We start from the raw sequence: 15678 nt of genomic DNA, 5'->3' as shown, positions 1-15678 counted from the left end.
GATGGAAGTCACCCTGATCAAGACCATCGCAATGGAAGACGGTCTGCGCTTCGCCATCCGTGAAGGCGGTCGTACCGTTGGTGCCGGCGTAGTAGCAAAAATTATCGAATAAGTAGTTGATTTACTTGATCAGGCCGGTATAATGGCCGGCCTGATACAGCGTTACAGGTCAGTAGCTCAATTGGCAGAGCGACGGTCTCCAAAACCGTAGGTTGGGGGTTCGATTCCCTCCTGACCTGCCATTCACCTCGGTGTGATGGCTTTCTTCTTACAGGATCCTCCTCGATGACCCCCAAAACTGAAGCCCAAGAATCGCGTTTTGATCTGTTCAAGTGGCTGGCTGTAGTGGCTTTGGTGGTTGTTGCTGTCGTGGGTAATCAGTATTACTCGGCATCGCCGATCCTGTATCGCGTACTCGCACTTCTTGCCCTGGCTGCGGTTGCTGGCTTTGTTGCCCTGCAAACTGCGAAGGGTAAGTCGTTTTTTGCGTTGGCGAAGGAAGCTCGTACTGAGATCCGTAAAGTCGTGTGGCCGACCCGCCAAGAAACCACTCAGACCACGCTCATCGTAGTGGCTGTTGTTCTGGTTATGGCGCTGCTGCTGTGGGGTCTTGACTCCCTGCTCGGCTGGGCGGTCTCCTTGATTGTTGGCTAAGGGTGTCCCGTGGCTAAGCGTTGGTACGTAGTGCATGCTTACTCGGGTTACGAGAAGCATGTGATGCGCTCCCTGGTAGAGCGCGTCAAGCTGGCTGGCATGGAAGACGAGTTCGGCGAGATCCTGGTCCCGACCGAAGAAGTCGTTGAAATGCGCAACGGCCAGAAGCGCAAGAGTGAGCGCAAATTCTTCCCTGGCTATGTATTGGTCCAGATGGAAATGAACGAAGGGACTTGGCACCTTGTCAAGGATACCCCTCGGGTCATGGGTTTCATTGGTGGTACCGCAGACAAGCCTGCGCCGATCACCGATAAAGAGGCTGAGGCCATCCTGCGTCGCGTAGCCGACGGCAGTGACAAGCCGAAGCCGAAGACGCTGTTCGAGCCGGGTGAAGTGGTTCGCGTCATTGACGGTCCATTTGCCGACTTCAATGGCAGTGTCGAAGAGGTTAACTACGAGAAGAGCCGTCTGCAGGTTGCAGTGCTCATTTTCGGTCGCTCTACTCCGGTGGAGCTCGAGTTCAGCCAGGTCGAGAAGGTCTAGCCGAACGACGCATCCCATACCCCGCAGCCCTATGTGCTGCGGGGTTTTGTCGTCACTGGGATAAAACGCAAGTCATCCGGGGAGCCATCTGGCGTTCGTACCCGATATTGGAGTAGCTCATGGCTAAGAAGATTCAGGCTTACATCAAGCTGCAAGTAAAGGCCGGCCAGGCCAACCCTAGCCCACCCGTTGGTCCAGCACTGGGTCAACACGGTGTGAACATCATGGAATTCTGCAAGGCCTTCAACGCCCGTACTCAGGGTCAAGAAGCCGGCCTGCCGACTCCTGTGATCATCACTGTTTACAGTGACCGTAGCTTCACCTTCGAAACCAAGAGCACCCCTGCCTCGGTTCTGCTGAAGAAAGCTGCTGGCCTGACCAGCGGTTCGGCTCGCCCGAACACCGTCAAGGTCGGTACCGTGACCCGCGCTCAGCTGGAAGAGATCGCCAAGACCAAGCAGGCCGATCTGACTGCTGCTGACCTGGACGCTGCTGTACGCACCATCGCTGGCTCTGCCCGCAGCATGGGCCTGAACGTGGAGGGTGTGTAATGGCTAAGCTGACCAAGCGCCAAAAGGCTATCGCCGAGAAAATCGAAGCAGGCAAGGCCTACAACTTCGAAGAAGCCGCAGCTCTGCTGGCTTCGCTGCCGAACGCCAAATTCGTCGAGTCGTACGACATCGCCGTAAACCTCGGTGTTGACCCGCGTAAATCCGACCAGGTCGTACGTAGCGCTACCGTGCTGCCACACGGCACTGGCAAGACCGTACGCGTTGCCGTCTTCACCCAGGGTCCAGCTGCTGAAGCCGCTCTGGCTGCCGGCGCTGACCGTGTAGGTATGGACGACCTGGCTGCCGAAATGAAAGCCGGCGACCTGAACTATGACGTCGTTATCGCATCGCCTGATGCCATGCGCGTTGTAGGTCAGCTGGGTCAGGTTCTGGGTCCTCGCGGCCTGATGCCTAACCCGAAAGTCGGTACCGTTTCGCCAGACGTAGCCACTGCCGTGAAAAACGCCAAGGCTGGTCAGGTTCGCTACCGCACCGACAAAAACGGTATCATCCACACCTCCGTTGGCAAAGTCGGCTTCGAAGCTGGCAAGCTGAAGGAAAACGTTGAAGCCCTGATCGCTGATCTGAAGCGTATCAAGCCGGCTTCCTCGAAAGGTATCTACGTCAAGCGCGTTACCCTGAGCACCACTATGGGCCCAGGCCTGATGATCGATCAGAGCTCGCTGAACGTGTAAGACAGTGTTGGCGGGCGTCATGCCCGCCAGCAGCAAAAATTGGGGTCCCTGCCTGGCGGGGGCTATCCAAGACCGTAGGCGGCGCAAGCCTTAAACAACCAGCCTACGCAGATGGTGCTCCCGGTTCCTTACCGAATCAGACACCAAAACGACATCCGGCTTCGGCCAGATGAAACGGTAACAAGCAGGAGTTTTACCCGTGGCAATTAAACTCGAAGACAAGAAGGCCATCGTCGCTGAAGTCAACGAGGCTGCCAAAGTCGCTCTGTCCGCTGTCGTGGCTGATGCCCGTGGTGTGACTGTAGGCGCAATGACCGGACTCCGTAAAGAGGCTCGTGAAGCTGGCGTATACGTACGTGTCGTACGTAACACCCTGCTCAAGCGCGCTGTTGCTGACACTGAATTCAGTGTCCTCAACGACGCCTTCACTGGCCCGACCCTGATCGCTTTCTCCAACGAGCACCCGGGCGCTGCTGCCCGTCTGTTCAAAGAGTTCGCCAAGGGTCAGAGCAAGTTCGAGATCAAGGCAGCTGCGTTTGACGGCAAGTTCATTGCAGCGAACCAGATCGACGTGTTGGCTACCCTGCCGACTCGCGACGAGGCCATCGCGAAGCTGATGAGCGTGATCCAAGGCGCTACCAGCAAGCTGGCCCGCACCCTGGCAGCTATTCGCGACCAGAAAGAAGCAACCGCCGCCTAAGGCGCGCGAAACTCTTTCGAATCATACGTTTAATTTGATAGCTGCTTAGGCTGTCACCCCAATACAGGATTTAAGTCATGTCCCTGACTAACGAGCAAATCATCGAAGCAATCGGCCAGAAAACCGTTCTGGAAGTTGTTGAGCTGATCAAAGCAATGGAAGAAACCTTCGGCGTTACCGCTGCTGTTGCCGCTGCTGGCCCAGCTGCTGCTGCTGCCGTTGTTGAAGAGCAGACCGAGTTCAACGTTGTTCTGGTTGAAGCCGGCGACAAGAAAGTGAACGTCATTAAAGCCGTTCGCGAACTGACCGGTCTGGGCCTGAAAGAAGCCAAAGAGAAAGTCGACGGCGCTCCTCAGGTTGTAGCTGAAGGCGTTTCGAAAGAAGCCGCTGAAGACGCTAAGAAGAAGCTGGAAGAAGCAGGCGCCAAAGTCGAGCTGAAGTAATTTCGACTGTGCGATGCCAGCCCGAGCGTTAAGCGAAGGGCTGATGGCTGGTGGCTTATGCCACCGGCCTTTTTCCGTTATTGGTGGCCGATCAGGTCGGCCCCGATAACGAGCGGTAACCACCATGAGGGTGGCGCAAACCAAGGGGTTTGCACGATTTTCTGGCTGCTCCCGCCGGGAGATGCCAAACAAGCAGGTGACCAAGCTGGGGAATGCTGATGGCTTACTCATACACTGAGAAAAAACGTATCCGCAAGGACTTTAGCAAGTTGCCGGACGTCATGGACGTGCCTTACCTCCTGGCAATCCAGCTGGATTCGTATCGCGAATTCCTGCAGGCAGGAGCATCCAAGGACCAGTTCCGCGACATCGGCCTGCATGCGGCCTTCAAATCGGTATTCCCGATCATCAGCTACTCCGGCAATGCTGCCCTGGAGTACGTCGGCTACCGCCTGGGTGAGCCGGCCTTCGATGTGAAGGAATGTGTCCTGCGCGGTGTGACCTTTGCGGTCCCGCTGCGGGTGAAGGTGCGCCTGATCATCTTCGACAAGGAATCGTCGAACAAAGCGATCAAGGACATCAAAGAGCAAGAAGTCTACATGGGTGAAATCCCCCTGATGACTGAGAACGGTACCTTCGTTATCAACGGTACCGAGCGTGTGATCGTCTCCCAGCTGCACCGTTCGCCGGGTGTGTTCTTCGACCACGACCGTGGCAAGACCCACAGCTCGGGCAAGCTGCTGTACTCCGCACGCATCATCCCTTACCGCGGTTCGTGGCTGGACTTCGAGTTCGACCCGAAGGACTGCGTGTTCGTCCGTATCGACCGTCGCCGCAAACTGCCGGCCTCGGTACTGCTGCGCGCCCTGGGTTACAGCACCGAAGAGGTTCTGAACACCTTCTACACCACCAACGTATTCCACGTTTCCGGCGAAAAACTGAGCCTGGAGCTGGTACCTCAGCGTCTGCGTGGTGAAGTTGCGGTCATGGACATCCATGACGATTCCGGCAAGGTCATCGTCGAGCAGGGCCGCCGTATCACCGCGCGCCACATCAACCAGCTGGAAAAGGCTGGCGTGAAACAGCTGGACGTGCCGCTGGAGTACATGCTGGGCCGCACCACCGCCAAGGCGATCGTGCACCCTGCTACCGGCGAGATCCTGGCCGAGTGCAACACCGAGCTGACCACCGACCTGCTGGTCAAGGTCGCCAAGGCCCAGGTCGTTCGCATCGAAACGCTTTACACCAACGACATCGACTGCGGTCCGTTCATTTCGGACACCCTGAAGATCGATACCACCAGCAACCAACTGGAAGCGCTGGTCGAGATCTACCGCATGATGCGTCCGGGCGAGCCGCCAACAAAGGACGCCGCCGAGACCCTGTTCAACAACCTGTTCTTCAGCGCCGAGCGTTACGACCTGTCCGCCGTTGGTCGCATGAAGTTCAACCGTCGTATCGGTCGTACCGAGATCGAAGGTTCGGGCGTGCTGAGCAAGGAAGACATCGTCGAGGTTCTCAAGACCCTGGTCGACATCCGTAACGGCAAAGGCATCGTCGACGATATCGACCACCTGGGTAACCGTCGCGTCCGTTGCGTCGGCGAGATGGCCGAGAACCAGTTCCGCGTTGGCCTGGTGCGCGTAGAGCGTGCGGTCAAAGAGCGTCTGTCGATGGCTGAAAGCGAAGGCCTGATGCCGCAAGACCTGATCAACGCCAAGCCGGTTGCGGCGGCGGTGAAAGAGTTCTTCGGCTCCAGCCAGCTCTCGCAGTTCATGGACCAGAACAACCCGCTCTCCGAGATCACCCACAAGCGTCGTGTCTCTGCACTCGGCCCTGGCGGTCTGACCCGTGAGCGCGCTGGCTTCGAAGTCCGTGACGTACACCCGACCCACTACGGCCGCGTGTGCCCGATCGAAACGCCGGAAGGCCCGAACATCGGTCTGATCAACTCCCTGGCGGCCTACGCCCGCACCAACCAGTACGGCTTCCTGGAAAGCCCGTACCGCGTGGTGAAAGAGGGTGTGGTCAGCGACGACATCGTGTTCCTGTCCGCGATCGAAGAAGCCGATCACGTCATCGCCCAGGCTTCGGCCGCGATGAACGAGAAGAAGCAGCTGATCGACGAGCTGGTAGCGGTCCGTCACCTGAACGAATTCACCGTCAAGGCGCCGGAAGACGTCACCCTGATGGACGTTTCGCCGAAGCAGGTAGTTTCGGTTGCTGCGTCGCTGATTCCGTTCCTCGAGCACGACGACGCCAACCGTGCGTTGATGGGTTCGAACATGCAGCGTCAGGCTGTACCTACCCTGCGTGCCGACAAGCCGCTGGTCGGTACCGGCATGGAGCGCAACGTTGCCCGTGACTCCGGCGTCTGCGTCGTGGCCCGTCGTGGCGGCGTGATCGACTCCGTCGATGCCAGCCGTATCGTGGTGCGTGTTGCCGATGACGAAGTAGAAACCGGTGAAGCCGGTGTCGACATCTACAACCTGACCAAATACACCCGTTCCAACCAGAACACCTGCATCAACCAGCGTCCGCTGGTGAGCAAGGGTGACGTGGTCAAGCGCAACGACATCATGGCCGACGGCCCGTCCACCGACATGGGTGAACTGGCGCTGGGTCAGAACATGCGCATCGCGTTCATGGCCTGGAACGGTTTCAACTTCGAAGACTCCATCTGTCTGTCGGAGCGCGTGGTTCAGGAAGACCGCTTCACCACGATCCACATCCAGGAACTGACCTGTGTGGCCCGTGACACCAAGCTTGGCCCAGAGGAAATCACCGCGGACATCCCGAACGTGGGTGAAGCTGCGCTGAACAAGCTGGACGAAGCCGGTATCGTCTACGTAGGTGCCGAAGTCGGCGCTGGTGACATCCTGGTCGGCAAGGTCACTCCGAAAGGCGAGACCCAGCTGACGCCGGAAGAAAAACTGCTGCGCGCGATCTTCGGTGAGAAGGCCAGCGACGTCAAAGACACCTCCCTGCGCGTGCCGACCGGCACCAAGGGTACCGTCATCGACGTACAGGTCTTCACCCGTGATGGCGTTGAGCGCGACAGCCGCGCCCTGTCCATCGAGAAGATGCAGCTGGACGAGATCCGCAAGGACCTGAACGAAGAGTTCCGCATCGTCGAAGGCGCAACCTTCGAGCGTCTGCGTTCCGCGCTGAACGGCCAGGTGGTTGACGGTGGTGCGGGCCTGAAGAAAGGCACCGTGATCACTGACGACGTGCTGAACGGTCTGGAGCACGGCCAGTGGTTCAAACTGCGCATGGCCGAAGATGCACTGAACGAGCAGCTGGAAAAGGCTCAGCAGTACATCGTCGATCGCCGCCGTCTGCTGGACGACAAGTTCGAAGACAAGAAGCGCAAGCTGCAGCAGGGCGATGACCTGGCTCCGGGCGTACTGAAGATCGTCAAGGTCTACCTGGCAATCCGCCGTCGCATCCAGCCGGGCGACAAGATGGCCGGTCGTCACGGTAACAAAGGTGTGGTCTCGGTGATCATGCCGGTCGAAGACATGCCGCACGACGCCAACGGTACTCCGGTCGACGTCGTACTGAACCCGCTGGGCGTACCTTCGCGTATGAACGTCGGTCAGATCCTTGAAACCCACCTGGGCCTCGCGGCCAAAGGCCTGGGCGAGAAGATCGACCGCATGATCGAAGAGCAGCGCAAAGCCGCTGAGCTGCGTGGTTTCCTCACCGAGATCTACAACGAGATCGGTGGTCGTCAGGAGAACCTGGACGAGTTCACCGACGAAGAGATCCTCGCCCTGGCGCACAACTTGAAGAAGGGCGTGCCAATGGCCACTCCAGTCTTCGACGGTGCCAAGGAGAGCGAGATCAAGGCCATGCTGAAACTGGCAGACCTGCCAGAAAGCGGCCAGATGGTGCTGTTCGATGGCCGTACCGGCAACAAGTTCGAGCGTGCTGTGACCGTTGGTTACATGTACATGCTCAAGCTGAACCACTTGGTGGACGACAAGATGCACGCGCGTTCCACTGGTTCTTACAGCCTGGTTACCCAGCAGCCGCTGGGTGGTAAGGCGCAGTTCGGTGGTCAGCGTTTCGGGGAGATGGAAGTGTGGGCGCTGGAAGCATACGGCGCGGCATACACCCTGCAAGAAATGCTCACAGTGAAGTCGGACGACGTGAACGGCCGTACCAAGATGTACAAGAACATCGTGGATGGCGATCACCGTATGGAGCCGGGCATGCCCGAGTCCTTCAACGTGTTGATCAAAGAGATCCGTTCGCTCGGTATCGACATCGATCTGGAAACCGAATAACACGTGACGCGAAGGGGAGTGCGGCAGCTGCTGCCCACTCCCTGCTCCGCCAGGAGGAAAGGCCTTGAAAGACCTACTGAATTTGCTGAAAAACCAGGGTCAAGTCGAAGAGTTCGACGCCATCCGTATCGGTCTGGCGTCGCCTGAAATGATCCGTTCGTGGTCGTTCGGTGAAGTCAAGAAGCCGGAAACCATCAACTACCGTACGTTCAAGCCTGAGCGTGACGGCCTGTTCTGCGCCAAGATCTTTGGCCCAGTCAAGGACTACGAGTGCCTGTGCGGCAAGTACAAGCGCCTGAAGCACCGTGGTGTGATCTGCGAGAAGTGCGGCGTTGAAGTCGCCCTGGCCAAGGTTCGTCGTGAGCGCATGGCGCACATCGAACTGGCCTCGCCGGTTGCCCACATCTGGTTCCTGAAGTCGCTGCCGTCCCGTATCGGCCTGCTGATGGACATGACCCTGCGTGACATCGAGCGCGTGCTCTACTTCGAGAGCTACGTCGTGATCGACCCGGGCATGACCACCCTCGAGAAGGGCCAGCTGCTCAACGACGAACAGTACTTCGAAGCGCTGGAAGAGTTCGGTGACGACTTCGATGCCCGCATGGGTGCCGAGGCTGTCCGCGAGCTGCTGCACGCTATCGACCTGGAGCACGAGATTGGCCGTCTGCGCGAAGAAATTCCGCAAACCAACTCGGAAACCAAGATCAAGAAGCTGTCCAAGCGCCTGAAGCTGATGGAAGCTTTCCAGGGCTCGGGCAACCTGCCTGAGTGGATGGTCCTGACCGTCCTGCCAGTCCTGCCGCCGGACCTGCGTCCGCTGGTACCGCTGGATGGCGGCCGCTTCGCGACCTCCGACCTGAACGACCTGTATCGTCGGGTGATCAACCGTAACAACCGTCTGAAGCGCCTGCTCGATCTGTCGGCGCCGGACATCATCGTGCGCAACGAAAAGCGCATGCTGCAGGAAGCGGTCGACGCCCTGCTCGACAACGGCCGTCGCGGTCGCGCCATCACTGGCTCGAACAAGCGTCCGCTGAAGTCGCTGGCCGACATGATCAAAGGTAAGCAAGGTCGCTTCCGTCAGAACTTGCTCGGTAAGCGCGTGGACTACTCCGGTCGCTCGGTAATTACCGTAGGCCCGACCCTGCGCCTGCACCAGTGCGGTCTGCCGAAGAAGATGGCCCTCGAGCTGTTCAAACCGTTCATTTTCGGCAAGCTGGAAATGCGTGGTCTGGCGACCACCATCAAGGCCGCCAAGAAGATGGTCGAGCGCGAGCTGCCAGAGGTGTGGGACGTTCTCGCCGAAGTGATTCGCGAACACCCCGTACTGCTCAACCGTGCACCGACCCTGCACCGTCTGGGTATCCAGGCCTTTGAACCGGTACTGATCGAAGGTAAGGCTATCCAGCTGCACCCGCTGGTCTGCGCCGCGTACAACGCCGACTTCGACGGTGACCAGATGGCCGTTCACGTGCCGCTGACGCTGGAAGCCCAGCTCGAAGCGCGCGCGCTGATGATGTCGACCAACAACATTCTGTCGCCAGCCAACGGTGAGCCAATCATCGTTCCGTCGCAGGACGTTGTACTGGGTCTGTACTACATGACCCGTGAAGCCATCAACGCCAAGGGCGAAGGTCGCGTATTCGCCGACCTGCAGGAAGTCGACCGCGTATTCCGCGCCGGCGAAGCTGCCCTGCACGCGAAAATCAAGGTTCGTATCAACGAAACCGTGAAAGAGCGTGACGGTTCGGTGGTCAAGAACACCCGCATCGTCGACACCACTGTCGGCCGTGCGCTGCTGTTCCAGGTTGTACCGGCAGGCCTGCCGTACGACGTGGTCAACCAGCCGATGAAGAAGAAGGCGATCTCCAAGCTGATCAACCAGTGCTACCGCGTGGTTGGTCTGAAAGAGACCGTTATCTTCGCTGACCAGCTGATGTACACCGGTTTCGCTTACTCGACCATTTCCGGCGTTTCCATCGGTGTTAACGACTTCGTTATCCCGGACGAGAAAGCCCGCATCATCGGTAACGCTACCGATGAAGTGAAGGAAATCGAGAGCCAGTACGCCTCCGGCCTGGTAACCCAGGGCGAGAAGTACAACAAGGTCATCGACTTGTGGTCGAAGGCGAACGACGAAGTGTCCAAGGCGATGATGGCCAACCTCTCGAAAGAGAAGGTCATCGACCGCGAAGGCAAGGAAGTCGAGCAAGAGTCCTTCAACTCGATGTACATGATGGCCGACTCCGGTGCTCGTGGTTCCGCGGCCCAGATCCGTCAGCTGGCCGGTATGCGTGGCCTGATGGCCAAGCCGGACGGCTCGATCATCGAGACGCCGATCACCGCGAACTTCCGTGAAGGTCTGAGCGTACTGCAGTACTTCATCTCGACTCACGGTGCTCGTAAAGGTCTGGCGGATACCGCACTGAAGACTGCGAACTCCGGTTACCTGACTCGCCGTCTGGTAGACGTTGCCCAGGATCTGGTCGTGACCGAGATCGACTGCGGCACCGACCAGGGTCTGCTGATGACCCCGCACATCGAAGGCGGCGACGTTGTCGAGCCGCTGGGTGAGCGTGTACTGGGTCGTGTCATCGCCCGTGACGTGTTCAAGCCAGGTACCGAGGACGTCATCGTTCCTGCCGGCACCCTGGTCGACGAGCAGTGGGTCGAGTTCATCGAGCTGAACAGCATCGACGAAGTGGTCGTGCGTTCGCCGATCAGCTGCGAAACCCGCTACGGCATCTGCGCCAAGTGCTACGGTCGCGACCTGGCTCGCGGTCACCAGGTGAACATCGGTGAAGCTGTCGGCGTTATCGCTGCACAGTCGATCGGTGAGCCGGGTACCCAGCTGACCATGCGTACGTTCCACATCGGTGGTGCTGCAAGCCGTACTTCGGCTGCCGACAGCGTCCAGGTGAAGAACGGCGGTATGGTGCGTCTGCACAACCTGAAGCAGGTCGAGCGTGCCGATGGCAACCTGGTTGCCGTGTCGCGTTCCGGCGAGCTGGCCATTGCCGACGAGTTCGGCCGTGAGCGTGAGCGCTACAAGCTGCCTTACGGTGCGGTGATTTCGGTCAAGGAAGGTGACAAGGTCGAAGCTGGCGCCATCGTCGCCAAGTGGGACCCGCACACCCACCCGATCGTTACCGAGCTGAAAGGTACCGTGACCTTCGTGGGCATGGAAGAAAACATCACCATCAAGCGCCAGACCGACGAACTGACCGGTCTGACCAACATTGAAGTCCTGGACGTCAAGGATCGCCCTGCCGCTGGCAAGGAAATCCGTCCGGCCATCAAGATGGTCGATGCCAATGGCAAGGATCTGTACCTGCCAGGTACCGACGTACCTGCTCAGTACTTCCTGCCAGCCAACGCCCTCGTCGGTGTGGCTGACGGTGCTCAGATCGGCGTCGGTGACGTTATTGCGCGTATCCCGCAAGAAACCTCGAAGACCCGTGACATCACCGGTGGTCTGCCACGCGTTGCCGACCTGTTCGAAGCGCGTCGTCCGAAAGAAGCCTCGATTCTGGCTGAAGTCAGCGGCACCATCGCCTTCGGTAAAGAGACCAAGGGCAAGCGCCGTCTGGTCATCACTCCGACCGATGGCAGCGATCCGTACGAAGAGCTGATTCCGAAGTGGCGCCACCTGAACGTCTTCGAAGGCGAACAGGTAAACCGCGGCGAAGTTATCTCCGACGGCCCGAGCGATCCGCACGACATCCTGCGTCTGCTGGGTGTAAGCGCGCTGGCGAAGTACATCGTCAACGAGATCCAGGACGTTTACCGTCTGCAAGGCGTTAAGATCAACGACAAGCACATCGAGACCATCCTGCGCCAGATGCTGCGCAAGGTCGAGATCGCCGAGTCGGGTGACTCCAGCTTCATCAAGGGCGACCAGATGGAACTGACTCACGTGCTGGTCGAGAACGAGCGTCTCGCCGCCGAAGACAAGTTCATCTCGAAGTTCACCCGCGTACTGCTGGGTATCACCAAGGCCTCGCTGTCGACCGAGTCGTTCATTTCCGCGGCTTCCTTCCAGGAAACCACCCGCGTACTGACCGAAGCGGCCGTTACCGGCAAGCGCGATTACCTGCGCGGCCTGAAAGAGAACGTGGTCGTGGGTCGTCTGATCCCGGCCGGTACCGGTCTGGCGTATCACAGCGAGCGCAAGCGCCGCCGTGAAGCCGACAAGCCGCTGCGTGTGAGCGCCAGTGAGGTGGAAGCCGCACTGACCGAAGCGCTGAACTCCAGCGGTAACTAAGTACAGGGCAGGGCCCCGGCAAGCCCCGCGCGACCATCGATGACATGAAATGTTGCCGATGATCGGGCGGGGAGGGCCGGGGCCTCGTCTTGACTGGGTGCAAGATCCTCCGTAGACTTTTGTACCCTTAAATTTGGTGAGGCTCCGTCTCGCCAATTTTTGGCTTTCTTGCAAGACAATTGAGTCGCAAGGCAATCAGTGGAGCTAGTAGATGGCAACTATCAACCAGCTGGTACGTCAGCCGCGTAAGCGTTCGGTCGAGAAATCGGACGTTCCTGCGCTGCAGAACTGCCCGCAACGTCGTGGCGTGTGCACCCGCGTGTACACCACTACGCCGAAAAAACCTAACTCGGCACTGCGTAAAGTATGCCGTGTGCGTCTGACCAACGGTTTCGAGGTTTCCTCGTACATCGGTGGTGAAGGCCACAACCTGCAAGAGCACAGCGTCGTCCTGATCCGTGGCGGCCGTGTAAAAGACTTGCCAGGTGTTCGTTACCACACCGTTCGCGGCTCTCTGGATACTTCGGGCGTCAAAGGCCGTAACCAGGGTCGTTCGAAGTACGGTACCAAGCGTCCGAAGTAATCGGCCGTTTGCAGACATCCATTTTTTTGAGTCGATAAGAGTAAGGTCGGGCAGGGGTCGAAGACCCACGTCCCGGGCTAACCTGAAGACCGTTTGAGGGCTTATCATGCCAAGACGTCGTGTAGCAGCAAAACGTGAGATCCTTGACGATCCGAAGTACGGATCCCAGATCCTCGCCAAGTTCATGAACCACGTGATGGAAAGCGGCAAGAAGGCCGTAGCCGAGCGCATCGTTTACGGTGCCCTGGATACCGTCAAAGCACGCAAGAACAGCGACCCCCTGGAAATCTTCGAGAAAGCTCTCGACGCCATCGCTCCGCTGGTCGAAGTTAAGTCCCGCCGTGTTGGCGGTGCCACTTACCAGGTTCCGGTTGAAGTTCGTCCATCCCGTCGTAACGCTCTGGCAATGCGCTGGCTCGTAGACTACGCCCGCAAGCGCGGCGAGAAGTCGATGGCCCTGCGCCTGGCCGGTGAACTGCTGGATGCTGCCGAAGGCAAAGGTGCTGCAGTCAAGAAGCGTGAAGACGTTCACCGTATGGCTGAAGCCAACAAAGCGTTCTCGCACTACCGCTTCTAATTCAAGCATCAATCATTTTGCGAGGGCTTTATGGCTCGTACTACAGCAATTAACCGCTACCGTAACATTGGTATCTGTGCCCACGTTGACGCGGGCAAGACCACCACTACCGAGCGGATCCTGTTCTACACAGGTCTGAGCCACAAGATGGGCGAGGTGCATGACGGCGCCGCGACCACCGACTGGATGGTGCAAGAGCAAGAGCGCGGTATCACCATTACCTCCGCTGCTGTTACCACCTTCTGGAAAGGTTCCCGTGGTCAGTACGACAACTACCGCGTAAACGTCATCGATACCCCCGGCCACGTTGACTTCACCATTGAAGTAGAGCGTTCGCTGCGTGTACTCGACGGCGCGGTCGTTGTGTTCTGCGGTACCTCCGGCGTTGAGCCGCAGTCCGAAACCGTATGGCGTCAGGCCAACAAGTACGGCGTTCCACGTGTTGTTTACGTGAACAAGATGGACCGTGCCGGTGCCAACTTCCTGCGCGTTATCGGCCAGATCAAGAACCGCCTGGGTCACACCCCGGTTCCGGTCCAGCTGGCTATCGGTGCAGAAGACGACTTCCAGGGTCAGGTTGACCTGATCAAGATGAAAGCCATCTACTGGAACGATGACGACAAAGGCACCACCTATCGCGAGGAAGAGATTCCTGCTGAGCTGGTGGACCTGGCCAACGAATGGCGCAGCAACATGGTCGAGGCTGCTGCCGAGGCCAACGAAGAGCTGATGAACAAGTACCTTGAAGAAGGTGACCTGTCCGTCGAAGACATCAAGGCTGGTCTGCGCGCCCGTACCCTGGCGAGCGAGATCGTTCCTGCTGTCTGCGGTTCGTCGTTCAAGAACAAGGGCGTTCCCCTGGTTCTCGACGCCGTTATCGACTTCCTGCCAGCTCCGACCGAAATCCCGGCGATCAAGGGTATCCACCCTGACCTGATCGACGTGCCGAAGGATGAGGTCACTGCTGAACAGTACGACGAGCGTCCTGCTGACGACAACGAGCCGTTCTCGGCCCTGGCGTTCAAGATCGCTACCGACCCGTTCGTTGGTACTCTGACCTTCGTCCGCGTTTACTCGGGCTTCCTGACCTCCGGTGACTCCGTCATCAACTCGGTCAAGGGCAAGAAAGAACGCGTTGGCCGTATGGTGCAGATGCACGCCAACCAGCGTGAAGAGATCAAAGAAGTACGCGCTGGCGACATCGCTGCTCTGATCGGCATGAAGGACGTCACCACCGGTGACACCCTGTGCAACGCCGACAAGCCGATCATCCTCGAGCGTATGGACTTCCCTGAGCCGGTAATTTCGCTCTCCGTAGAGCCGAAAACCAAGGCTGACCAGGAGAAGATGGGTATCGCTCTGGGCAAACTGGCCCAGGAAGACCCGTCGTTCCGCGTCAAGACCGACGAAGAAACCGGCCAGACCATCATCTCCGGTATGGGTGAGCTGCACCTGGACATCCTCGTTGACCGCATGAAGCGCGAGTTCAACGTCGAGTGCAACGTCGGCAAGCCGCAGGTTTCGTACCGCGAGAAGATCACCAAGTCCAACGTCGAGATCGAAGGCAAGTTCGTTCGTCAGTCGGGTGGTCGTGGTCAGTTCGGTCACTGCTGGATCCGTTTCTCGGAGCCGGACGTGGACGAGAAGGGCAACATCACCGAAGGTCTGGTGTTCGCCAACGAAGTCGTTGGTGGTGTGATTCCTAAGGAATTCATCGCCCCGATCCAGAAGGGTATCGAAGAGCAGATGAAAAACGGCGTTGTTGCCGGCTATCCGCTCCTCGGCCTGAAGGCTACTGTATTCGACGGTTCGTACCACGACGTCGACTCCAACGAAATGGCGTTCAAAATCGCTGCTTCGATGGCTACCAAGCAACTGGCCCAGAAGGGCGGTGGCGTGGTCCTCGAACCGATCATGAAGGTCGAGGTTGTAACCCCGGAAGATTACCTGGGTGACGTGATGGGTGACCTGAGCCGTCGTCGTGGGATGATCCAGGGTAATGAAGACTCGGTGTCCGGCAAGGTAATCACTGCTGAGGTGCCGCTCGGAGAGATGTTCGGTTACGCGACCGACGTTCGTTCCATGTCTCAGGGTCGCGCAAGCTACTCCATGGAATTCTCCAAATACGCCGAAGCTCCGTCGAACATCGTCGAAGCACTCGTTAAAAAACAAGGCTAATCCCCTTTAGGCAAGAGGTTCACTGTCGTGGCTAAAGAAAAATTTGATCGTTCCCTTCCCCACGTTAACGTCGGCACCATCGGCCACGTTGACCACGGTAAGACCACTCTGACCGCAGCTCTGACCCGCGTCTGCTCCGAAGTTTTCGGTTCGGCCGTCGTTGAGTTCGACAAGATCGACTCGGCTCCGGAAGAAAAA

At 58.5% G+C, this 15678-nt stretch carries 12 protein-coding genes, 1 tRNA gene and 1 pseudogene; all 14 read left to right on the top strand.

Annotated elements, in window-relative coordinates:
• A pseudogene (locus tag F6X61_RS12235) lies at positions 1-112 on the top strand (elongation factor Tu); the annotation flags it as partial.
• Between the two features lie 54 nt (positions 113-166).
• A tRNA-Trp gene (locus F6X61_RS12230) sits at positions 167-242 on the top strand.
• A gap of 43 nt (positions 243-285) precedes the next feature.
• A complete protein-coding gene (gene secE / locus F6X61_RS12225; RefSeq protein WP_079226343.1) occupies positions 286-654 on the top strand; it encodes a preprotein translocase subunit SecE in 369 nt (122 codons plus the stop codon).
• Between the two features lie 9 nt (positions 655-663).
• Entirely contained in the window at positions 664-1197 is a 534-nt protein-coding gene (gene nusG / locus F6X61_RS12220; RefSeq protein ID WP_110996446.1) for a transcription termination/antitermination protein NusG, read from the top strand.
• Positions 1198-1316: 119 nt separating this feature from the next.
• Positions 1317-1748, top strand: a complete 432-nt coding sequence (gene rplK / locus F6X61_RS12215) for a 50S ribosomal protein L11 (RefSeq protein ID WP_027595466.1) — start codon at positions 1317-1319, stop codon at positions 1746-1748.
• On the top strand, positions 1748-2443 hold the full coding sequence (rplA, locus tag F6X61_RS12210) for a 50S ribosomal protein L1 (protein ID WP_110996445.1): 696 nt from the start codon (positions 1748-1750) through the stop codon (positions 2441-2443). The genes rplK and rplA overlap by 1 nt, the downstream gene beginning before the upstream one ends.
• A 199-nt stretch (positions 2444-2642) precedes the next feature.
• Positions 2643-3143, top strand: a complete 501-nt coding sequence (rplJ, locus tag F6X61_RS12205; RefSeq protein WP_110996444.1) for a 50S ribosomal protein L10 — start codon at positions 2643-2645, stop codon at positions 3141-3143.
• Positions 3144-3220: 77 nt separating this feature from the next.
• On the top strand, positions 3221-3586 hold the full coding sequence (gene rplL / locus F6X61_RS12200) for a 50S ribosomal protein L7/L12 (RefSeq protein ID WP_003255496.1): 366 nt from the start codon (positions 3221-3223) through the stop codon (positions 3584-3586).
• Positions 3587-3804: 218 nt separating this feature from the next.
• Positions 3805-7878, top strand: a complete 4074-nt coding sequence (gene rpoB, locus F6X61_RS12195) for a DNA-directed RNA polymerase subunit beta (protein WP_110996447.1) — start codon at positions 3805-3807, stop codon at positions 7876-7878.
• Between the two features lie 64 nt (positions 7879-7942).
• Positions 7943-12142 carry a DNA-directed RNA polymerase subunit beta' gene (rpoC, locus tag F6X61_RS12190; protein ID WP_125462382.1) on the top strand — a complete coding sequence of 1400 codons (4200 nt, stop codon included), beginning with the start codon at positions 7943-7945 and terminating at the stop codon, positions 12140-12142.
• Positions 12143-12353: 211 nt separating this feature from the next.
• The gene (gene rpsL, locus F6X61_RS12185) at positions 12354-12725 is read left to right on the top strand and encodes a 30S ribosomal protein S12 (RefSeq protein WP_003255492.1); all 372 of its coding nucleotides are present in this window, start codon (positions 12354-12356) and stop codon (positions 12723-12725) included.
• 106 nt (positions 12726-12831) lie between these two features.
• A complete protein-coding gene (rpsG, locus tag F6X61_RS12180; RefSeq protein WP_003246741.1) occupies positions 12832-13302 on the top strand; it encodes a 30S ribosomal protein S7 in 471 nt (156 codons plus the stop codon).
• 30 nt (positions 13303-13332) lie between these two features.
• A complete protein-coding gene (gene fusA, locus F6X61_RS12175) occupies positions 13333-15480 on the top strand; it encodes an elongation factor G (RefSeq protein WP_153786839.1) in 2148 nt (715 codons plus the stop codon).
• 27 nt (positions 15481-15507) lie between these two features.
• The coding region (locus F6X61_RS12170; RefSeq protein ID WP_256671354.1) for a GTP-binding protein at positions 15508-15678 on the top strand (171 nt) is incomplete at its 3' end.

It is taken from the genome of Pseudomonas sp. EMN2 (genome assembly GCF_009650555.1).
GTDB lineage: Bacteria > Pseudomonadota > Gammaproteobacteria > Pseudomonadales > Pseudomonadaceae > Aquipseudomonas > Aquipseudomonas sichuanensis.
The sequence above is the reverse complement of the archived record's forward strand: the minus strand, read 5'-3'. Positions and strand labels throughout refer to the sequence as shown.

Coding starts and splice junctions, on each gene's coding strand:
- rplK (WP_027595466.1), top strand. CDS start 1,317: ATGGCTAAGAAGATTCAGGCTTACATCAAGCTGCAAGTAAAGGCCGGC.
- rpoB (WP_110996447.1), top strand. CDS start 3,805: ATGGCTTACTCATACACTGAGAAAAAACGTATCCGCAAGGACTTTAGC.
- rpsL (WP_003255492.1), top strand. CDS start 12,354: ATGGCAACTATCAACCAGCTGGTACGTCAGCCGCGTAAGCGTTCGGTC.
- rplA (WP_110996445.1), top strand. CDS start 1,748: ATGGCTAAGCTGACCAAGCGCCAAAAGGCTATCGCCGAGAAAATCGAA.
- rplL (WP_003255496.1), top strand. CDS start 3,221: ATGTCCCTGACTAACGAGCAAATCATCGAAGCAATCGGCCAGAAAACC.
- secE (WP_079226343.1), top strand. CDS start 286: ATGACCCCCAAAACTGAAGCCCAAGAATCGCGTTTTGATCTGTTCAAG.
- rpsG (WP_003246741.1), top strand. CDS start 12,832: ATGCCAAGACGTCGTGTAGCAGCAAAACGTGAGATCCTTGACGATCCG.
- fusA (WP_153786839.1), top strand. CDS start 13,333: ATGGCTCGTACTACAGCAATTAACCGCTACCGTAACATTGGTATCTGT.